The organism is Bradyrhizobium sp. USDA 223 (assembly GCF_044909005.1).
In the GTDB taxonomy this organism is placed as follows: Bacteria; Pseudomonadota; Alphaproteobacteria; order Rhizobiales; family Xanthobacteraceae; genus Bradyrhizobium; species Bradyrhizobium yuanmingense.
In genome coordinates this window covers 6,255,412-6,275,222 of sequence record NZ_JBIYDR010000001.1, presented here as the reverse complement: position 1 = coordinate 6,275,222, position 19,811 = coordinate 6,255,412, and the positions used below count along the sequence as shown (strand labels likewise).

The following is a 19,811-nucleotide window of genomic DNA, read 5'->3' as shown; positions in this document are numbered from 1 at the left end:
AGATCGTGGGCACGGCGCTACGCGCCTTTGCCCACCCTACGAGGCTGCGGCGATGGCTACACCCCGGCCTCCGCCGTTCCCGCCGCCCACAGCGCGAACGCATAGACGATCGCGACCTCATCCAGCCGGTCGAAGCGCCCCGACGCGCCGCCGTGGCCGGCGCCCATATTGGTGCGGAGCAGGACCGGGCCACCGCCGCTCATTGTGGCGCGCAGGCGCGCGATCCATTTGGCGGGCTCCCAGTAAGTGACCCGGGGATCAGTAAGTCCGCCCATCGCCAGGATCGCCGGATAGTCCTTTGCCGCGACGTTGTCGTAAGGCGAATACGACAGGATGGTGCGGAAATCCTTCTCGCTCTCGATCGGGTTGCCCCATTCCGGCCATTCCGGCGGCGTCAGCGGCAGCGTGTCGTCGAGCATGGTGTTGAGCACGTCGACGAACGGCACTTCGGCGACGATGCCGGCGAACAATTCGCCGGCGCGGTTGGCGACCGCGCCCATCAGCATGCCGCCGGCCGAGCCGCCATGACCGATGATGCGCTTGGCGCTGGTGTATTTCGCGTCGATCAGTGCCCGCGCGCTGGCGGCGAAATCGTCGAACGAGTTGGTCTTCTTCTCGCGCTTGCCGTCGAGATACCAGCCCCAGCCCTTGTCGGCGCCGCCGCGGATATGGGCGATGGCATAGACGAAGCCGCGATCGACCAGCGACAGGCGGTTGGCGCTGAACGAAGCCGGCATCGCCATACCGTAGGAGCCGTAGCCGTAGAGCAACAGCGGCGCTGCGCCGTCGAGCTTCAACCCGCGGCGATAGAGGATCGAGACCGGCACCTCGGCGCCGTCATACGATTTCGCCATGATGCGCGTCGTGACGTAGTCGGACGAGTTATGACCTGACGGAATCTCCTGCCGCTTGCGCAAGGTGCGCGTGCGCTTGACCATGTCGTAATCATAGACTTCCGACGGCGTCGTCATCGACGAATAGGAAAAGCGCAGATTGGTCGTCTCGAACTCGTAGGAGCCCATCGTGTCGAGCGAGTAAGCCGCCTCGTCGAAGGCGATGGCATGCTCCTCGTTTGAGACGAGATCGCGGATCACGACCGACGGCAGCGCATTGGCACGCTCGAGCCGCACCAGATGGCCGGCATAGAGATCGAGGTCGATGATGTAGATGCCGGGCCGATACGGAATTAGATCGCGCCAGTTCTTGCGCTCGGGCTGGCTAAGCGGCGCGGTGACGATCTTGAAGTCGATGGCGTCGTCGGCATTGGTAAGGATGAACAGTTCGTCGCCGCGATCGGCGAGCGAATATTGCACGCCCTCCTCGCGCGCCGCGACGAGGCGCGGCGGCGCCTCGGGATTGGCGAGATCGATCAGCCGCTGCTCGCTAGTCTCGTGATCGCCGCCGGCGATGACGCAGAAGCGGCCGCTGGTGCTTTCATGCAGGTGGGTGAACCAGCCGGCATCCTGCTCCTCATAGACCAGCGTGTCGTCGGCCTGCTTGGTGCCGAGCTTGTGCCGCCACACCTGCATCGGCCGATGATTGTCGTCGAGCTTCACATAGAAGAAGGACTTGGCATCCGCGGCCCAGACCACGCCGCCGTCGGTCTCCTCGACGAGATCGTCGAGATCCTTGCCCGTCGCCCAGTCGCGGACGCGGATCGAAAAATATTCCGAGCCCTTGGTGTCCGCGCTCCAGGCCTGCAGCTTGTGATCGTAGGAGTGGCGGCTGCCGCCGAACTTGAAATATTGGTGGTCCTTGGCGAGCGCGTCGCCATCGAGCACGATATGGCCTTCGCCGCCGTCGCGCGGCATGCGCCCGAACAGCTCGTGCTGCCCGCCCTCGCGAAACCTGCGGAAATAGGCGAAGGGGCCGTCGGGCGACGGCACGCTCGAATCGTCCTCCTTGATCCGCCCGCGCATCTCCCGCACCAGCGTCTTCTGCAGGCCCGAGGTGTGGCCGAGCAGGCTCTCGGTGTAGGCGTTCTCCTCGTCGAGATATTTGCGGATATCAGGGTCGAGCACTCCGGGATCGCGCAGCACCTCCTGCCAGTTCGCGTCCTTCAGCCAGGCATAGTCGTCGGTCACGGTGATGCCGTGCCGCGTGAAGGAATGCGGCCGGCGCGGGGCGACGGGGGGCTTCGAAGGCGTCTTGGCTTGGGTCACTCGGTCCTCATTCGTCAGCACATCGTCTTGTCTTAACCTCGCCCCGCTTGCGGGGAGAGGTCGCCGCGAAGCGGCGGGTGAGGGGGTACAGGTCCCTCGACCATCTCGCCTGCGGAGACAGGCCCCTCACCCCAACCCTCTCCCCGTGAGAACGGGGAGAGGGAGAAGAAGGGCCGCCGCTTGTTCGCGCGTTCCTTATATCGTTCCGATTCCGCGGATTGCCAGCGCGACCGCCCATGCTGCCGGGTTGTTGATCGGCTCCTTGTGTGCTTTGAGGGACAATATCCCGCCGCCGGTCCAGCCGATGCTGTTCAATTCCTATGCGTTCATCCTGCTGTTCCTGCCGGTCGTGCTCGCCGGCTATTTCCGGCTCGGCCGGCGCAGCAATCTGGCTCCGGTGGTCTGGCTGGCGCTGGCTTCGATCACCTTCTACGCTATCGGCAGCTGGCAGTTCGTCGCCCTCCTGCTGCTCTCGATCGCCTTCAACTACGGCGTCGGCCATCTTCTCATCGTGGCGGAGTTCACGCAGCCGCAACGAAAGGCCGCGCTCGCGCTCGGCCTCGCCGGCGATCTCCTCATGCTCGGCATCTTCAAATATGCCGGCTTCGTCGCCGAGAACGTCAACGCGCTGCTCGGCACGCATGTCGCGCTCCACATCCTGCTGCCGGTCGGCATCTCCTTCTACACCTTCACCCAGATCGCGTTCCTGGTCGACGCTTATCGCGGTCAGGTCGCGGCCTATGCGCTGCCGCATTACGCGCTGTTCGTGTCTTACTTCCCGCATCTGATCGCGGGGCCCATCCTCCATCACAAGGACATGATCCCGCAATTCGAGCACGAGGAGACCAAGCGCCCGGACGGGCATCTCATGTTGTGCGGAATCATCATCTTCGCGATCGGCCTGTTCAAGAAGACCTGCCTTGCCGACGGCATCCAGCCGCTGGTCGCGCTCGCTTTCGAGGCGCGCTCGCCGAGCTTCGACCAGGCCTGGCTTGGCGCGCTCGCCTACACCTTCCAGCTCTATTTCGACTTCTCCGGCTATTCCGACATGGCGATCGGCATCTCGCTGATGTTCGGCATCTTCCTGCCCGTCAATTTCAATTCGCCCTACAAGGCCACCAGCATCGTCGAGTTCTGGCGCCGCTGGCACATGACGCTGTCGCAATTCCTGCGCGATTATCTCTACATCCCGCTCGGCGGCAACCGCCGCGGCCGCGTGCTGCGCTACGTCAATTTGCTGATCACGATGCTGCTCGGCGGTCTCTGGCACGGCGCGGCCTGGACATTTGTCATTTGGGGCGCGCTGCATGGCGCCTATCTCTGCGTCAATCACGCGTTCAACGCGCTGGTGCCGAACGTTCCGCCGCTGCTGGCGCGTCCCGGCCGCCTGCTTGGCGCTGTGCTGACCTTCCTCGCAGTCGTCATCGCCTGGGTGTTCTTCCGTGCCGAGAGCGTCGCCTGGGCATTGCGGGTGCTCCACGCCATGGCTGCCCCTTCGAACCTCGTGCTCGGCCGCGAGGAGATCGCGGCGCTGGTCCAGGTCGCGATCTATGCGGCGCTGGTGTGGCTGGCGCCGAACACGCAAGCGCTGATCGGATACGACCACGGCAGCCGCGAGGTCGGCGAGGCCTTGCGGGCAGGGCGCACGCTGCCGTTGGCGCTCTATGCGGCCTCGCTGCTGCTCGCCTTCGGCGTCCTGGGCATCCAGAGCCACAGCGAATTCATCTACTTCCGGTTCTGATGCAGGGCGCGTTCACCCATCTCAGGCGTCTTCTGCTGGCGAGCGCGGCCTGCGTGCTTGGCGCCGCAGCGCTCACCTTCATCGTCGATCCCCTGCAGCTGTTCCGCCCCTCGCGCCTGGTCCCGGCCTTCTACTCGGAGGACACGCGCGTGCAGAATGCCGGGCTGATCCTCAGCCAGCCGTTCGACACCGCCTTCATGGGCACCTCGCTCGCGATCCATTTCCGCCAGAGCGACATCGATCGCGCGCTTCGTGTCCGCTCGCTGAAGCTGGCCATGACCGGCTCCAATTCGCGCCAGCAGGCCTTCGTGCTGGAGCAGGCGATCGACCGCGGCGCAAGGCGCGCGATCTGGGAAATGGACGATTTCATCTTCATCGATGCCGCGGACATCGAGACCGACCCCTATTTGTCCGTCGATCTTTATCGCCGAACCGCCAAGGGCATCGCCTCCTATCTGTTCAGCGCGGCGATGACGAAGGAATCGGTGTTCGCGCTGCTGCGGTCCGTCCCGCTGCTGCGGGAGCCGCTGACGCGTGCGTCGTCTTATCTGCCGGTCAAGTTCGCGCTGGCGGACGTCGACGACATCTACGCCCTGCCGCGTGATTTCGACGTTGCGCGAGACTACAACGCCAGAAAGACGCTCGCCGCCTTCACCTACATCACTGATCCCGTGCGCCGTCGCTTCCTCGGCGAAGGCTACAGCTACGAAGCCATGGTCCGGCATTTCGAGCACGACGCCGTCGGCCTGATCGCGCGCCACCCCGACGTGACGTTCGACATCTACCTCCCGCCCTATTCGATCCTGCAATTCGTCGCGATGCGCGACGCCTCGCCCGAAACGCTGAAGATCGTCACCGATCTCACGGCGCACATTGCGCAGCGTCTGACGCAACTGCCCAACGTCCGCCTGCACGATTTTCGCGCGATCAAGGTCGTCACGCACGATCTCGACAACTACAGCGACGTCATCCACCATTCGCCGGTGGTGGACGCGAAGGTGTTGAAGTGGCTTGCGAGCGGGGAGCACCGCGTCGACCCGAAAGCGCCGCTCGCGTCGCTGAACGAGCTGAAGGCGCAGGTGGAAGCGTATCGCGCTCCGAGGCCGTAGGGACGTCGCGCAGGACGATTCGAGAATCCCGTGTCCCGGACGCGGTGCGGCGCGAAGTGCCGCTCCGCAGAGCCGGGACCCATCGGAGCCACTGGGCCCCGGCTCAGCAGCGCATCACTCCGTGCTGCGCTGCGTCCGGGGCGCGGCTTTCCTACGCCGCCACCTCGTCCCCGAGATACGACACCGCCGCCTCCAGCCCGCCCTTGCCGTGCGGGATCTTCAGCGCGTTCAGCCCGACCTCGATCACCCCGAGCGTGCCGAGCAGCATCGGCGCGTTGACATGGCCCATATGGGCGATGCGGAAGGCTTGTCCCGAGAGATCGCCGATACCGGTGCCGAGCACGACGCCGCACTTGTCCTTGCAATAGCGTTGCAGCACCGCCGGATCGTGGCCGTTGCTCATCGTCACCGTGGTCACGGTGTTGGAGCGCTCGCTGGCTTCGGCCACGTTGAAGCCGAGCACCTGGCCTTCCGACCAGACCGAGACCGCGCGGCGGGCGGCTTCGCCGAGCAGGCTGTGGCGGCGGAAGGCGTTCTCCAGGCCTTCCTCGTGCAGCATGTCGATCGCCTTGCGCAACGCGAACAGCAGATGCACCGGCGCGGTGCCGGCATATTTGCGATAATTCTCGGTGCCCTCGCGCTCGCTCCAGCTCCAATAGGGCGTCGACATGTTGGCCTTCTTGTGCACCTCGAGCGCGCGCGCATTGGCGGCGACGAAGCCGAGGCCGGGCGGCGTCATCAGGCCCTTCTGCGAGCCGGACATCGCAACGTCGATACCCCATTTGTCCATCTCGAACGGCATGCAGCCGAGCGAGGCGACGGTATCGACCATGTAGAGCGCCGGATGGCCGCTGGCCTTGATCGCCTTGCCGATCGCCTCGATGTCGTTCTGCACGCCGGAGGCCGTGTCGACCTGGACCACGACGACGGCCTTGATGCTGTGCTCCTTGTCGCGGCGCAGGCGTTCCTCGACCTCGTGCGGCCGCACCGCGCGGCGCCAGTCGCCCTTGAGCACCTCGACCTCGGCGCCCATCAGCGCCGCCGCGTTGCCCCAGCCGATCGCAAAGCGTCCGCTCTCCAGCACCAGCACCTTGTCGCCGCGCGACAGCACGTTGCTCAGCGCCGCTTCCCAGGCGCCGTGACCGTTGGCGATGTAGATGTAGGACTTGCCCTTGGTCGCGAACAGCTTGGAGATGTCGCTGAGCAAGCTCTCGGTGAGATCCAGCATCTCCTTGGCGTAGATGTCGATCGCCGGACGGTGCATTGCCCGCAGCACCTCGTCGGGCATCGTGGTGGGCCCGGGGATGGCCAGAAACTCCCGGCCCGCGCGAACGGTCATTGCTGTCGGTCCTTATTGCCAGAGAACAGGATGGTGGGTCGCTGAATCATAGTTCTACGCGGCGTCGCGTCTCGAGAAAAGCGCGCAAAACGCAGGTCTGGGGCTCTTATCTCTTGGTCTCCCGGCAACCGGCCGCTTCGGCCTCTTCGACCGAGCAGAACCAGCGGGTGCCCTTGCTGATCTTCATCTTGATCTGGGTGTACCAGCGGCTGGTCGGCTGGTGGTAGATGCACTCGCCCGCGCTGTTCACGTTGCCCTTGATGGTGCAGTCCGGCGACGGCGCGACCGGCCCCGAGGCCGAAGCGAGCAGCACCGCGTGCGCGCCGTCCGGCGGCTTGGTCGCGCCGAGGATCGCGGTCTTCTTGTTGCGCTCGCGCCAGTCCCACGGCGCGATGAAGGCACCCTGCCACATGCCGGCTTTTGCCTCGCGCGCGGCCTTTTCATCCGCCTCATAGTCGCGCGACATGCGGGTGTAGGCCAGCGCCCAGCCGTTGCGCACCAGCCATTTCTGGATGTCCTCGCCGCCAACCTCGCAGCGCGCCACGGTGCGGCCGCGTCGGTCGACCGATCTCGGGTGGCAGATCCAAGTCTTGCCCTCGGCGTATCTGGCGAGCTCATCGCGGGCCGCGACGCCGCAAGTCCAGCGCTCGGTCTTGGTGTTGAGGCAGAGCTGGTCGATTGCAGGCGCGTCGATGCCGCCGAGCCGGATCCGCGTGGTGCCGATCACCACGGCATCGCCAGCGCGGACCTTTGCCGTGCCGGTGATCTCGGCGGCATCCGCCAGCGAAGGGATGGCGAACAAAGACAGCGCAATCAGGACCTTTCGCAACATTCCCCGTCCAGTTGTGATGAAAATCTCGATAGACGGCGCAATTGTGGTCGGCTTTTGGCCGCGCGGCCAGCGCATGCCGAACAGATAGGCTTTCAACTTCCTGTCATTGGGCGGGCGAGTTGCGAATGGTGAGTGGCGAGTAGGGCGAGTGCCATTCGCTATTCGCCATTCACCATTCGCCTTCGGGCCACCGCCAGCCCCATCAGCACGAACGCCGAGGTCACCTCGGGCCCACCGACCAGGATCCGCGTCGGCGTCTTCATCTTGTTCCATTCATAGGCGCGGAACGGGCCGCGGCGGCCGCCTTCGCCGAGCCCGGCGACGATCACGTTCAGCGCCGGTGCGAAGGCGCGCGGGTCGGCGCCGAGATGGCCGAGCGCGATCAGCGCCAGCGCGGCGTCGAACACGTTCATCTCGGCCGCCATCAGCTCGCCCTTGACGTAGGACAGCACGCGGTGGCGGATGAAATCGAAATCGCCGGCGGGATCGATCGCGGCCTGCGCCGCCAGCGGCAGCGCCAGGAAGGCGGCATAGCAGCGGCCGAAATAGGCGCTGTAGAGCTCCGGCAGATAATAGATGTGCGAGCGCGGATTGGCGAAGGCGCCGCTCGCGGCGAGGCGCTTCTGGAATCCGATGATGCGATGAACGGTGGCGAGCCGCGACGGCGTCTCCAAAACCTTCCAGCGCTCAAGGTTGCGGAAGCTGACCTCGAGAATGTCGAGATTGAGCGTCGGATCGAGATCGTTGCCGTAAGGGCGCTCGCCCTTGAGATTGTCGATCCAGGTCGCAACTCCGCCCTCATAGTCGATATTGTCGTTGAGCGGCACGGTCACGCGCGGTTCGTTGACGCCGGCGCGCACCTGATAGCCCGCATAGAAGTCCAGGAGCGGCTGGTCGATGATGGCGTCGGTACAGCCGGCCTGCGTCGCCGCGGAGATCGAGCAGGCCGTGGTGTCGCAATCCGGCACGTAGATGCCGAAACCGAGGTCCTGCTTGATCTGCGCGAAGTAACGGGAGAAGCGCGGATGCGGCGCCGGCGCCAGTGCGGTGACGACGTTGAAGCGCGCGCCGCCCAAGCCCTCGACCTCCTCGCGACTGATGTTGACGCAGAAATCGACCATGTCGGCGATCGCGCGCTCCGCCGCGACCTTGTCGGCCGGGGAGGCGAGCCCGGTCTCGACGAAGCCGAGCAGGGCCTCGATGAAGAACGCGTCGTAATAGGCCGAGCGGTGGCGGATCTGCACTGGCTCCCACATCGGCTCGGCAATGCCTTTCCAGGGCGGATTGACCACGGCGCGCGCGGGCGAGCGCGCGATGAAGACGCGGGCGAGGTTGAACAGCAGCGAGGAATTCTTGTAGCCGCGCGCGTTGAGGCCCGTGAGCGCCATGATCAGCTCGCGGCCGCGGACATCAGGATCGCCGATCAGGTTGAAGGCGGCGTAGGTCGGCAGGAAGCCGTTGCGGCGGTACGAGCCGAGCAGATGCTGCGCGCAATCGCGGATCACGCCGTCGATCTCAGCGCTCTGCGGCATGGCGGCGGTGAACGGCACCGGCGGCGGCCTGGGATGGTCGAGCGCGATGCTGTCGACGAGATCGGCGATCGGTCGCCCGACCGCCGCCCAGTCGGGCTCGGCCTGGTCGCGGGCCTGGGTGAGGGCCGCGCGCAGCCGCATCAGGGTCCCCTCGTCGCGCAGTTCGGGCAGGCCGGCGCGGCGGAGCAGGATCCGCAGCGCGGGATTGCCGAGCGCGGTCCTGTAGAATTTGGCCAGATGCGGATCGCCGCGGGCCGTATCCGACAATACGGGATCGCAGACGTCGTAAAGCGAGGGGCCGTCCTTCCGCGCCGTCAGCGCCCGGCAGGCGGCGCCGGCAAAATAATGAAAGCTCATGAAATACCTGGTCGCGGGGGCCTTGGTCGGGGACATCAGGCACGCTGGCATCTGCGCGCCACCCCCTGCAAGTCGTTGAAAAGGCTACTCGGATTCGCAGGAAATACAAATGTGACGAACGTCACGGAAAAGCCGGCGCGAGGGCTGCATGGTCGATCCCCGGAATGCTACCGGGAAGCCATCAAAGCAGGACTTGAGCTGGGAGAATTAGCTAACACATTCAGCTACTTAGTTCAAATTTTGGGCAATCTATTGCCCCAGGGCCTATATCCGGTTAAGGGTTTGTTTGGTGCGGCGCCGCAAATTGCGCGCAATTCGGGGGCACTTCCCCGGCCAATCCCTCAAACCTAAAGACGCTATCGCGCTACTCAAACAGTGTGCGCGCGCTTGGATGGTCTTTGGCACAGGAAACGAAGCGAGATGAATGTAAAGCAGCTCGACCTTTCCAGACGTACGATCGCCCTCGCCGCGGCCCTCATCGGCACGGTGTCGCTGGTGATCGGCGCCCATGCTGCTCTCAACATGCGTGCGATCGATGCCGCCAAGGCGGTCTCGACCGACCAGATCACCGGTTCGATCGGCCAGACCTCGCGCCTCGCGCTCGTCATCGGCAATGGACATTATCCCGACGCCAGCGCGCCGCTGACGCAGTCGATCAACGACGCCCGTGCGTTGTCCTCGTCGCTGCGCAAGAACGGCTTCGACGTCGACATGGTGGAAGATGCGACCCGCGACGACATGGTCCGGGCCGTCAACCGCCTGAAGTCCCGGATCACCCGCGACAGCGTCGTCATGCTGTTCTTCGGCGGCTACGGCGTGCAGGCCGGCCGCGAGAGCTACATGCTGCCGGTCGATGCCGTGATCTGGAAGGAAAACGACGTCCGCCGCCATGGCGTCTCCATCGACGGCGTGCTCGACATGATGAAGGAGCAGGGTGCCAAGGCCAAGCTGGTCGTGGTCGATGCCTCCCGCCGCAATCCTTACGAGCGCCGCTTCCGCTCCTACAGCCACGGTCTCGCGCCGATCAGCGCGTCCGACAATGCGCTCATCCTCACCTCCGCCTCGCCCGGCAAGGTCGTCGACGACGGCAAGGGCGAGCACAGCGTGCTGGTCAGCGAGTTCCTCAACAACCTCAGCAAGCCCGGCAGCGCCGAGAGCGTCTTCAACAAGACCCGTCTCGCCATCTCCCGCGCCAGCGAAGGCGACCAGGTCCCGACCGTATCGTCGTCGCTGCTCGAAGACGTCCGTTTCGGCGAAGCCGGCGGTTAGTTTTCGGCTCTTGTAGGGTGGATTAGCCGAAGGCGTAATCCACCGCTTCTCTCTCGTCAGCTTGGAAAGCAAAGAGGTGGGTTACGCCTTCGGCTAACCCACCCTACGACGTGGCCGCTACTTCGCCGCTTCCGCGCTCGCCATCACGGGACGCACCGGATCGCCCTCGCGCAGCAATGCGCCGGCGCGGGCGACGACGACATCGCCCTCGTTGAGGCCGTCGCGGACCTCGATATTGCCGCCCGACATCAAGCCGACCTCGACACGCTTGGTCTCGACCCGGTTGCGGCGGATCACCTGCACCACGGTGCCGGCGGACGAATATTGCACGGCCGTCAGCGGCACCGCCACGTTGCAGCTCTGCCCGGTCTTGATCAGCGCGCGCCCACTCCCATTCAGCAGCAGCCGCTTCTGCGAGGAGATGCCGATGTAGACCATGCCCTGCTGGATGTTCGGCTCGACGGTCGGTCCGATGCGGCGCACCTTGCCGCTGATGTCGCCGCCACCTGGGATCCGCACGGTGGCCTGCTGATTGACCGCGAGCTTGCGCACATCGGTGGTGGCGACGAGGCCGACGAGGTCGTACTCGCTGCGCGCCACGATCGTGAACAGCGCCTCGCCCTTGGCCGAGGCGAAGTTGCCGATCTGCGCGGTCGAGGTCGCGATCACCCCCGCCACGGGCGCGGTGACCTGAAGCGTGCCGCCTTCGGGCAGCGCCAGCCGGGCCAGCACCTGGCCCGCGGTGGTGGTGTCGCCGGCTTCCGCCAGCACGTCCGTGACCTTCAGGCCGGGCCGCTCGGGCCGCACCGAGGTTTCCTCGCGCGCGATGATCGTGCCGGTGGCTTCGACGACGTCGGAGAAGCAGGATTTCGCGACCTTCAGCACCGTGACCGCCGGCCCCTTCGGCGCGTCGTCATCGGCGGCGCCGGCCGGATGGGGGCTGAGGACGAGCAGGCCGGCGACGGCTGCGGGGCACAGGTTTCGAACGACGGCGCGGGGCAAATGACGCATCGGAAATTCCAATTGGGTAAATTCCACTTGGGCTACGCCTCCAATCGATAGCAGATGGCCGCCGCCTGCACTACGGCCGCGTCGTCCCGAAACAGGACGCTGCGCCGCCGCAGGCATCGCGGCAAGTCCTTGACGACAAGTCTTTGATGAGTCGCGGGATTGGAGAACAGGTTCGCTCCGAAGAGCTCGCGCGGGGGCCGTCAGCGGCGCCGCTCACCCAGCAGCTTGCCGCTGGTCCGCTCGATCAGATGTAACCGCGTGCAGGCCGGACACGACACCGACACGTGCGTGCGGTCGCTCGGCTCGTCGGTAAGCCGATGCTGCACGTTCAGGCCCGTCTGAGGGCATTTGAAGACAATCTGCCGGTCCATGACCGAGATATGACGCCAAGCTGGCGCCTCGCAAATTACGGATGATTACGTAGGTCGGCGACGGCCCCTCACGGCAGGTTCAGGAACTCGACCCAGTTCGGCCTCTTGCCGGTGGGGTAGGATTTCAGCTTGGCCAGCGCACCGCTGCCCTGGTCGATGGCATAGACCGTCATGCTATCGGAGAGCTCGCCGACCGCGGCGAGATAGCGGCCGGTGGGATCAACCTGAAAGCCGCGTGGTTGCTTCTCGGTCGGCACGCTGCCGATTTTGGTCAGCTTGCCGCTCGGGCCATCGACCCTGTAGGCGGTGAGCGTGCTGGTGGTGCGCTCGGAAGCGTAGAGGAAGCGGCCGTCCGGCGTGATGTGGATGTCGGCCGCCCAAGGCTTCTTATTAGGCTCTTTTCCCGAAAACCCTTCCGGCAGCGCGGTGGTGCGCTGGATCTCGTCCCACGCGCCGCTCCTGGCTTCATAAGTGAAGGCCGCGACATCGCCGTTCAGCTCATGGAGGAGATAGACGAACTTGCCGCCGGGATGAAACACGAAGTGCCGCGGCCCCGATTTTTCCGGCACCTTGTACGCCGGCGGATCGTTCGGCGTCAGCGTGCCGGCCGTGGCATCGAATGCGAAGGCCAACACCTGATCGGAGCCGAGATTGGTCGCGAATGCGAAGCGGTTGTCGGGCGATGGCAGGAAGGCGTGGGCGTTCAGCCCGGTCGGGATCACCTGCTTGGGCTCGCCTGCGACGCCGTTGCCAAGCAGCGGATTCAGCGCGACCTTGTTGCCGCCATAGGAGGCGCTGAACAGGAACTTGCCGCTGCGGTCGATGGCGATATGCGCCATGCTGTCCGCGAGCGGTCCGTTGCCGAGATGGCTGAGCTCGCCCGTCTTGGGATCGATCGCAAAGCTCACCGCGAGAGTGGGCTGCGATCGGATTCCGGCAATCAGCGTGCGGTGATCGGGCGTGATCGCGAGCGGTGTCGAGGAGCCCGGCTTTTCGACGCCCTTGAAGGCGGCCGTCTGCACGAGCGTCATCTCGCCGCTCTCGCTCATCTTGAACACGCTGATGTCGTTGCTGTCGGCGTTGCCGACATAGGCGAAGGTTTCGGCCATACCGGCACGGACTCCAAAAATGAGGGTAAGCGAAGCGAGCAGGGCGGCGGCGATCGCAGCGCGTGGCGCGCGCGATGCGATGCGTCGGATCGGTCTCGACATGGATCTCGACATGGGCTCCTCCTGAAGGCCGGCTCACGGCATTGTCGTTTTGGCTACGAGCATAGCGGGCGGAGCGCCGCCGCACCAAAATCCAATGGGGATCGATCGATGCCGAAATCGTATCGGTCGCGGGATGCCGGGTCAGCGCGCCGCTGCGGTTCGGGAGGGCAGACGCAACCCGGACGGCTGGTCCGGCGGCCCGAGCATGGTCCAAACGGTGATCGCGACCAGGGCGGAGGTCATGAGGGTCCAGAGGATGAGTCGTTTTCGCATCAGGCCAATCCATCGGTGCAAGCCGCGAGGCCAAGGGCCGCGTCAGCGATCCTGCACTGCAAAGAGCGGCGGTTCTATGAGGCCGTTCACAGGGCGAAAACGGCCGATGCTGTCGCGAACCAATGCGCTGCGAACGCATTGAACCGACATGTCCCGCGCAAACGATCTCGAAGGCAAGCCCGACATGGGCGGCAAGCATGGCGGTCAAGCCGGCCAGCCCAAGCTTCCGCCGCGCCCGCACGAGGGCGAGCGCGATGCGGACGTCGTGGCAAAGCGCCACACCGGCCAAACCGATCGGGCGGCGCCGCCGACCAAACCAAAATAGTACCTTGCGCCCCCCCTCGCGGCAGGCCCCGCGCCGGGAACGGCGGCATCGTTCTGCCGTTAGCTCGGGGCGTGAGAGAGGGAAAAGGGAGGCTGGCTCGTGTTTTGGATCTGTTGGAACACCGCCTGGTCGCTGATCATCAGCGGCATCTGGGTCGCCACGATCGTCAGCCACCCCGATTCCGAATTCGTCGAAGTGCAGGCCGCCAGACGGCAGATGTGAGCGTGCCGCCCTTTCCAGGCGCGTCCCGGTTCACGTCATGCTGCCGGGCATGAAGCAGCGGATCATGGGACGGCCGTTGACGTAATAAGGCCAGACCATGGTGCGCCCGGCGCGGTTGGGCTCGGTGATGACGGTGTCGTCGGGCACCTCGACCCGATTGCCGAGGAGCCGCACTCGGCGCCGCCAGGTCTCAACCAGCAGTTGGCAGGCCTTGGAACGCTCCGGGCTTCCATGCGTTCAAGCTCATTGCGTAGGCGCCCGCCTGCGGCACGTCGGGGCTAAGTATGTCGAATGTCGAAGAATTTCCGCTTTCTGCCCGCAAGCTGACTGAATTCGAGGCCCTCGTGACCGCGGCTCCTGCAGCGCTCGAGGCCATCCCCGGCGCCGTCTATGTCTGCGATAGCGAAGGCTGGATCGTGACCTATAATGGCGCAGCCGCGGAATTGTGGGGAAGGACTCCCGAGCTTGGCTCGGTCGAGAAGTTCTGCGGGTCGCACCGTCTCTACAAGATGGACGGTACCCTGCTTCCCCATTCCGAGTGCCCGATGGCCACGGCGATCCGGCTCGGGCTCCCTACACGCAACACGGAGGTCACGGTCGAACGACCTGACGGCTCGCAGATCACCGCGCTCGTGAACATCCGTCCCCTGCGCGATCATGCCGGCCGCATCCAGGGCGCAATCAACTGCTTTCAGGATGTTTCAGATCGCAAGAAGATCGAACAAGAGGTCCGCGCGAAGACCAAGGATCTCGAGGACTTCTTCGAGAACAGTGCGGTTGGGCTCCACATCGTGGGTGGCGATGGCATCATTCGCCGGGCCAATCAGGCCGAGCTCGATCTGCTGGGCTACAGCGCCGAAGAATATATCGGTCACCACGTGGCCGAATTTCACGCGGACGCCCCCATCATCGGCGACATTCTTCACCGGCTGTCCTGTGGCGAAAGGCTCGACCGCTATCCCGCCCGCCTGCGCGCGAAGGATGGCTCGATCAAGCACGTACTGATCACCTCGAACAGTCGTGTCGAGGACGGCAAGTTCGTCAGCACGCGCTGCTTCACGACTGACGTCACCGAGCTGCACGTGGCCGAGCTGGCGCGCGAGGCGAGCGAGACTCGCCTCGCTGCAACCTACCAGGCCGCCAGCGTCGGCATCGCCGAGGCGGATGAACATGGGCGGCTGCTCCGGGTCAACGATTACCTGAGCGAGATCACCGGGCGATCCCGTGAAGATCTGCTGGCGATGAGCTTTTCCGATTACACCCATCCCGACGATTGCGCCGCGGACCTTGCGCTCTACGAGCAACAGGTGCGTGGCGAGATTCCCAGCTATACCTATCGCAAGCGCGCCCTGCGCCCCGACGGCAGCGTGCGTTATCTTGAGATTTTCAGCTCTTCAGTCAGGGACAGCGCGGGCCGCTTCCGTTACGGCGTTCGCGTCAGTCACGACGTCACCGAAGCCAAGCGTTTACAGGATCGGATCCGCGAGAGCGAGCAGCATATGCGCGATCTGCTCGAGGCGCTGCCCGCCGCGCTCTACACAACCGACGCAAAAGGTCGCATCACTTTCTACAACAAGACCGCCGTCGAGATGGCCGGGCGCACGCCGCTGCCCGGCGACGAATGGTGCGTGACCTGGAAGCTCTATTGGCCGGACGGCACGCCCCTGCCGCACGACCAATGTCCGATGGCGATCGCGCTCCGGGAAGGACGGCCCGTGCGCGGCGTGGAAGCTGTCGCGGAGCGACCGGACGGCACGCGCGTACCGTTCATTCCCTATCCGACGCCGCTCTACGATTCCGACGGCAGGATGATCGGTGCGGTCAACATGCTGGTCGACATCACCGAACGCAAGCGCGCGGAAGTGGCGCAAGCGCTTCTGATCGACGAGCTCAATCATCGCGTCAAGAATACCCTGGCCACGGTGCAATCGCTTGCCAGCCAGACCGCGCGCCATACCAGCAGCCTGGACGACTTCAAGCGAACCTTCGAGGGACGGTTGCTGGCGCTCTCCCGTGCGCATGATCTCTTGACCGAGCGCAAGTGGCAGGACGCTCCGCTCCAGCGGCTCGTCGAGGACATCACGGCGCCCGTGGCCGAGGATGGCCGGATCAGGATGGAAGGTATGTCCACACGTCGCGCTCAATGCGCGCTCGGCGCTCAGCTTTACGATGGTTCTCAACGAACTCCTGACCAATGCGACCAAGTACGGTGCCTTGTCGGCGCCGGATGGGACGCTCTCGATGCGATGGACCCTGCGGAATGGCGGGCACGGCACCATCCTCGACTATGAATGGGTGGAAACAGGAGGCCCGAAAGTCATGCCGCCCGTGCGCCGCGGCTTCGGCACGCGGCTGATGGAGCGCTGTGTCGAGGCGGACCTCGGCGGCGAGTTCGATCTCGCCTTCGAACCCGGCGGCGTGCGCTGTCGCATGTCGATGCCGGTCACGGGCACTGTCGGATCGAATTGATTCGCGCGATCCATGGCTGATCTCTGGATGACAGCATATCGAGCTCGTTTGCTAGCGCCATGGCTTCTTTCACGTCTGGCGTGACGAGCCCTTCACGGAGCCTGCCGACAACAGGCACAAGCAGGTCCACCGCCTGCTCAAGCTTGTCGGAATCTCGCCAGAGGCGGGCCAGGCTGACGGCTGTCCGCAGCTCCCACGAGCGGGCATTCTGTCCGCGCGCGACTTCCAGCGACTGCACGAACAATTCCTCGGAGTCGGCCGCTGGTCCGGCATGGGCCCGGATGAACTCCCCTTGCAGGCGGTAGATCTCCGCCAGATAGAAGTGATCGCCCGTCCTCTTCGCGACCGTCAAGGCACCATCGAGCGCGCGCAAGGCCGCTTCCGACAGACCGGCCCTCGCATAGCCTTGCGCGAGGAGGCATCTGAACCAGCAACTGGCGAGCCAGGAATTCTGCGCCTCATAACCCTCGACGCCCGTGCGCATTTCGCTCAGACCTGCATCCATGTCCCCGAGCTCAGTCAGCGCCCATCCATGCAGAATGGTGGCCTGTTGCTTCCAATGCAGAAAGCCGTGTTGCGATGAAATGGTCATCGCGCGGCTGGCATAATCTCTGGTGCCCGTGACGTCGCGCAGATGCTGACAAAGGTATGCGCCAAACACTTGCGCGAATGCCAGCGTAAAAGGATGGCGCATTTGCTCGGCATCGGAAATCGCCTGCTCGCTGTGCTGCCGCGCGGTGTCGGGCTGGCCCAGGAACCATAGCAGGTATCCGAGGTACGACATCGACATGACGCCTGGATTGAGGAGCCTTTCCGCCGAACCGCGATGCAGAGCCGGATCATCGAGTTGGATGGAGCGACGAAGATGATGTTGCGCCGCCAGAAACCGCCCGCGGTAAAGCATGGTCGCCGCGATCGACCTGTGGGCCTCCACGAGGTACAGGGTCTGCTTCGACAGCAACTCGCTCGGACGTTCCCGTTTGGCGAATTTCAGGAGTGCGGCACTCAGACCGTGTGCCTTGGTCAGGTCAGCCCGAATGAAGTGGTGCATCCAAAGCCCTCTTATCGCCGCAAGCACCTTGTCTTCATCATCGAGCTGCCGTCCGAGCTCGAGGCCTCGGGCAAAATTGTCTTCCACCTCCTGTGTGCCGTAACCTTTGGCAGCGATCAGCGCGTTACCCAGCGCAATGCGAAGCTCCAGCTCCATTTCATCGCGGTCGGGCATCTCGGGACTGCCGAGGACGACCGCTAGGCCACGGCGCAGATGGCCGATCGCTTCCAAATAGGCTCCCAACCTTGCGGCGTGCCTGCCGGCCTTGATCCAGGAAGCTGCCGCCGGCTGGCTTTGATCGGATTCGGTCAGATGATAGGCGAGAAGCTCCGGCTCGCGCTCGGTCTTTTCCGGATAGTTCTGAGTCAGCACCGACGCGATCCGCGCGTGGAGCCGTCTCCTCTCGCTGCGCAACAGGCTCGCATGCGCTGCATCCTGGATCATCACGTGCTTGAACGAGTAGAGCGCATCCGGCGGATGACCCAGCTGGACGATCAGCCCTGCCTCCTCCAGGCGATCGAGCGCCGCCTCGATCTGGTCGGCTGGTACGGAGGCGACAGCGTTCAGCATCTCGTAGGAGAACTGCCGGCCGATGGTGGCTCCGATCTGTGCGACCCGCTTGAACGGGCCCAGCCGATCCAGACGCGCCATCAGCGAATCCATCAGCGTCGCCGGGATTGCCAGCGGTCGCCACGAACCGGAGAGCACATAGTTTCCGCGTTCCTCGGTCAGAAGGTCGCTTTCGAGAACGGCTTTGGTCAGCTCCTCGACGAACAGCGGCACGCCGTCGGTCTTGACGATGATGTCCTCGACGACTTCCTTCGGCATTTTGCGGCTGCCGGCAACCCGCTCGACCAAGGTCGTCCGCTGCTGCCGGCTCAGCCTGTTCAGCACCAGCGTCGTGATGTGAGAGTGAGCGCTCCAGCTCGGCTTGAATTCGGAACGGCAGGTGATGACGACGAGAATGGGCGTGTACTGGACCCGCTCCACCAGCAGATCGATGACCTCCCGGGATGTCGGATCGATCCAATGGGCGTCCTCGAAGGCGATCACCAGCGGCTGATCGTGCGCGAGGCCCAGGAGATGATTGATGAGGGCGGAGACGATGGCGTCCTTTTGCTGCTGCGGCGACAGATCGAGCGGAGGATAGCGACCTCCGGTCGGGATCGACAGCAGCGCCGCAAAGAGCGGCGTCATCTGCTCGATGTCGCCGTGCGCGGCCGCAACGGTCCGCTCAAGACTCGACAGAGATGAGGCCGAAGCATCGTCGCGGTCGAGGCCCAGGGCAAATTTGAGCTGCTCGATGAAGGGATGGAACGCCGTCGAGCTGTAGTAGGGCGAACACTGGAACGAGACATGCCCGTGCCGATCCCCCGCAATCCGCACGAAGATTTCCTGGACGATGCGCGACTTGCCAATGCCCGGTTCCCCGAACAGCACCACGACCTGGCCGTCGCCCGCCTTGGCCTGCTCCCAGCGGCCGAGCAGAACCGTGATCTCGTCGTCGCGATTGACGAGTGGCGTCAGCCGGGAGCCGATGGCTGCGGCAAAGCGGGTCTCCACGCGCGACGGCCGAACCACATGCCACGCCTGTGTTCTTCCGGCTATGCCCTTGAGTGCATGGACCCCGAGATTGCGATAGTCGAACTTTCCCTTCAACAGCGACTGCGTCGACGACGAGATGACCACCCCGTTCGGCGGCGCCAGGCCCTGCAATAGCGCCGCCAGATTGACGGTCTCGCCGACCGCGGAATCGCGCTCCTCGGTCCCCTGGCCGACCAAGTCGCCCACGACCACCAGTCCCGTCGCGATGCCGATCCGGACGGCGGGCGCATGGCTGAGCGCACCCAGCGGCTCGATCGCAGGCGCGGTCGACAATGTCCGCACGATCTCGAGACCAGCCCGCACCGCTCGCTCGGCATCGTCCTCATGCGCTTTCGGGTAGCCGAAATAGACCAGGATGCCGTCGCCGACGAAGCGGGCGGCAAATCCTTCATAGTGTTTGACCACACCGACGCAGATTTCGCGAAAGCTCGCGATCATGTCACGCACGTCCTCGGGATCGAACTGTGCGGAGAGCGCGGTGGAATCGACCATGTCGCAGAACATCGTGGTGAGCTGGCGACGTTCCGCAACGATTGCCGTAGCGGGCAATGTGTAGCCCGCGGCTGGCGCGGCCATTCCGGAAAGGGACGCCGTTGCACGCTGAAGCCGCTTGCGGTCTCCGAGCGGCAGTCCAATCTGTGCCAGATCCGACTCGGTCAGGTGGGGCAGGATGTCGAGACCGATGCGATGGCGGACGAAGAGGTCCGTGTATTGGCTGAGCCCAACGCTTTCAAGCCAGTGTCTCAGACGCTCCGTCCCCGTCCTCGACTCATCATTCGGCATGCAGAAATCCCTGGTTCAAATTGCGCTGAACGGCTCCGAAATGCCTGTGGTTTGCGCTTGGATTGGGACTCGATGCGACTCTTCGTTGCGGCGGCCAATGAAGGCAAACCATCGGTATTTTGAGCGTTTCTCGCCCGCCCTCTCGAAAA

Annotated in this window: 15 protein-coding genes and 1 pseudogene; 6 read left to right on the top strand and 10 right to left on the bottom strand. The window is 64.6% G+C overall.

All coding sequences use genetic code 11. From position 1 onward, the window contains the following. Window positions 1-56: 56 nt before the first annotated feature. Window positions 57-2,162: a S9 family peptidase gene (locus ABIA40_RS29215; protein ID WP_404544673.1), complete on the bottom strand. Its 2,106-nt coding sequence runs from the start codon at window positions 2,160-2,162 to the stop codon at window positions 57-59. A gap of 304 nt (window positions 2,163-2,466) precedes the next feature. Between ABIA40_RS29215 and ABIA40_RS29210 the strand changes: the two genes are divergently transcribed. Together ABIA40_RS29210 and ABIA40_RS29205 are read left to right on the top strand one after the other, a co-directional pair. Continuing rightward, window positions 2,467-3,903 carry an MBOAT family O-acyltransferase gene (locus ABIA40_RS29210; protein ID WP_404546387.1) on the top strand — a complete coding sequence of 479 codons (1,437 nt, stop codon included), beginning with the start codon at window positions 2,467-2,469 and terminating at the stop codon, window positions 3,901-3,903. After that, window positions 3,903-5,012, top strand: a complete 1,110-nt coding sequence (locus ABIA40_RS29205; RefSeq protein WP_404544671.1) for a hypothetical protein — start codon at window positions 3,903-3,905, stop codon at window positions 5,010-5,012. The genes ABIA40_RS29210 and ABIA40_RS29205 overlap by 1 nt, the downstream gene beginning before the upstream one ends. Window positions 5,013-5,163: 151 nt before the next feature. Here ABIA40_RS29205 and ABIA40_RS29200 read toward each other — a convergent pair whose 3' ends face one another. From ABIA40_RS29200 to ABIA40_RS29190, 3 genes are all read right to left on the bottom strand, one after another. Further along, window positions 5,164-6,351: an alanine--glyoxylate aminotransferase family protein gene (locus tag ABIA40_RS29200; RefSeq protein ID WP_271539804.1), complete on the bottom strand. Its 1,188-nt coding sequence runs from the start codon at window positions 6,349-6,351 to the stop codon at window positions 5,164-5,166. 106 nt (window positions 6,352-6,457) lie between these two features. Beyond that, window positions 6,458-7,183: a thermonuclease family protein gene (locus tag ABIA40_RS29195; RefSeq protein ID WP_275503353.1), complete on the bottom strand. Its 726-nt coding sequence runs from the start codon at window positions 7,181-7,183 to the stop codon at window positions 6,458-6,460. Window positions 7,184-7,341: 158 nt separating this feature from the next. Continuing rightward, the gene (locus ABIA40_RS29190; RefSeq protein WP_404544668.1) at window positions 7,342-9,072 is read right to left on the bottom strand and encodes a hypothetical protein; all 1,731 of its coding nucleotides are present in this window, start codon (window positions 9,070-9,072) and stop codon (window positions 7,342-7,344) included. A 420-nt stretch (window positions 9,073-9,492) separates the two neighbouring features. Between ABIA40_RS29190 and ABIA40_RS29185 the strand changes: the two genes are divergently transcribed. Continuing rightward, window positions 9,493-10,341 carry a caspase family protein gene (locus ABIA40_RS29185; RefSeq protein WP_157287219.1) on the top strand — a complete coding sequence of 283 codons (849 nt, stop codon included), beginning with the start codon at window positions 9,493-9,495 and terminating at the stop codon, window positions 10,339-10,341. Window positions 10,342-10,458: 117 nt separating this feature from the next. Here the strand turns inward: ABIA40_RS29185 and ABIA40_RS29180 are convergent, their stop codons facing one another. From ABIA40_RS29180 to ABIA40_RS29165, 4 genes are all read right to left on the bottom strand, one after another. Next, window positions 10,459-11,352: an efflux RND transporter periplasmic adaptor subunit gene (locus tag ABIA40_RS29180; protein ID WP_271539801.1), complete on the bottom strand. Its 894-nt coding sequence runs from the start codon at window positions 11,350-11,352 to the stop codon at window positions 10,459-10,461. Window positions 11,353-11,552: 200 nt separating this feature from the next. After that, window positions 11,553-11,723 carry a hypothetical protein gene (locus tag ABIA40_RS29175; RefSeq protein WP_404544666.1) on the bottom strand — a complete coding sequence of 57 codons (171 nt, stop codon included), beginning with the start codon at window positions 11,721-11,723 and terminating at the stop codon, window positions 11,553-11,555. Between the two features lie 68 nt (window positions 11,724-11,791). Continuing rightward, the gene (locus tag ABIA40_RS29170) at window positions 11,792-12,832 is read right to left on the bottom strand and encodes a lactonase family protein (protein ID WP_404544664.1); all 1,041 of its coding nucleotides are present in this window, start codon (window positions 12,830-12,832) and stop codon (window positions 11,792-11,794) included. A 243-nt stretch (window positions 12,833-13,075) separates the two neighbouring features. Continuing rightward, complete coding sequence (locus ABIA40_RS29165) at window positions 13,076-13,207, bottom strand: hypothetical protein (RefSeq protein ID WP_260345447.1); 132 nt, start codon at window positions 13,205-13,207, stop codon at window positions 13,076-13,078. Between the two features lie 148 nt (window positions 13,208-13,355). On the opposite strand from ABIA40_RS29165, the gene ABIA40_RS29160 reads away from it, so the two are divergent. After that, window positions 13,356-13,532, top strand: a complete 177-nt coding sequence (locus tag ABIA40_RS29160) for a hypothetical protein (RefSeq protein ID WP_156447317.1) — start codon at window positions 13,356-13,358, stop codon at window positions 13,530-13,532. A gap of 99 nt (window positions 13,533-13,631) precedes the next feature. Further along, on the top strand, window positions 13,632-13,754 hold the full coding sequence (locus ABIA40_RS29155) for a hypothetical protein (RefSeq protein WP_256375387.1): 123 nt from the start codon (window positions 13,632-13,634) through the stop codon (window positions 13,752-13,754). A gap of 30 nt (window positions 13,755-13,784) precedes the next feature. Here the strand turns inward: ABIA40_RS29155 and ABIA40_RS29150 are convergent, their stop codons facing one another. Continuing rightward, the gene (locus tag ABIA40_RS29150) at window positions 13,785-13,928 is read right to left on the bottom strand and encodes a hypothetical protein (RefSeq protein ID WP_157287223.1); all 144 of its coding nucleotides are present in this window, start codon (window positions 13,926-13,928) and stop codon (window positions 13,785-13,787) included. Between the two features lie 110 nt (window positions 13,929-14,038). Here ABIA40_RS29150 and ABIA40_RS29145 point away from each other — a divergent pair. Continuing rightward, a pseudogene (locus ABIA40_RS29145) lies at window positions 14,039-16,223 on the top strand (PAS domain S-box protein). Here the strand turns inward: ABIA40_RS29145 and ABIA40_RS29140 are convergent. Then, window positions 16,198-19,662, bottom strand: coding sequence for an ATP-binding protein (locus tag ABIA40_RS29140; RefSeq protein ID WP_404544660.1), 3,465 nt, complete (start codon window positions 19,660-19,662; stop codon window positions 16,198-16,200). The pseudogene ABIA40_RS29145 and the gene ABIA40_RS29140 sit on opposite strands and share 26 nt — an antisense overlap. Window positions 19,663-19,811: the final 149 nt, after the last annotated feature.

Coding starts and splice junctions, on each gene's coding strand:
- ABIA40_RS29210 (WP_404546387.1), top strand. CDS start 2,467: ATGCTGTTCAATTCCTATGCGTTCATCCTGCTGTTCCTGCCGGTCGTG.
- ABIA40_RS29205 (WP_404544671.1), top strand. CDS start 3,903: ATGCAGGGCGCGTTCACCCATCTCAGGCGTCTTCTGCTGGCGAGCGCG.
- ABIA40_RS29200 (WP_271539804.1), bottom strand. CDS start 6,351: ATGACCGTTCGCGCGGGCCGGGAGTTTCTGGCCATCCCCGGGCCCACC.
- ABIA40_RS29195 (WP_275503353.1), bottom strand. CDS start 7,183: ATGTTGCGAAAGGTCCTGATTGCGCTGTCTTTGTTCGCCATCCCTTCG.
- ABIA40_RS29190 (WP_404544668.1), bottom strand. CDS start 9,072: ATGAGCTTTCATTATTTTGCCGGCGCCGCCTGCCGGGCGCTGACGGCG.
- ABIA40_RS29185 (WP_157287219.1), top strand. CDS start 9,493: ATGAATGTAAAGCAGCTCGACCTTTCCAGACGTACGATCGCCCTCGCC.
- ABIA40_RS29180 (WP_271539801.1), bottom strand. CDS start 11,352: ATGCGTCATTTGCCCCGCGCCGTCGTTCGAAACCTGTGCCCCGCAGCC.
- ABIA40_RS29175 (WP_404544666.1), bottom strand. CDS start 11,723: ATGGACCGGCAGATTGTCTTCAAATGCCCTCAGACGGGCCTGAACGTG.
- ABIA40_RS29170 (WP_404544664.1), bottom strand. CDS start 12,832: ATGGCCGAAACCTTCGCCTATGTCGGCAACGCCGACAGCAACGACATC.
- ABIA40_RS29165 (WP_260345447.1), bottom strand. CDS start 13,207: ATGCGAAAACGACTCATCCTCTGGACCCTCATGACCTCCGCCCTGGTC.
- ABIA40_RS29160 (WP_156447317.1), top strand. CDS start 13,356: ATGTCCCGCGCAAACGATCTCGAAGGCAAGCCCGACATGGGCGGCAAG.
- ABIA40_RS29140 (WP_404544660.1), bottom strand. CDS start 19,662: ATGCCGAATGATGAGTCGAGGACGGGGACGGAGCGTCTGAGACACTGG.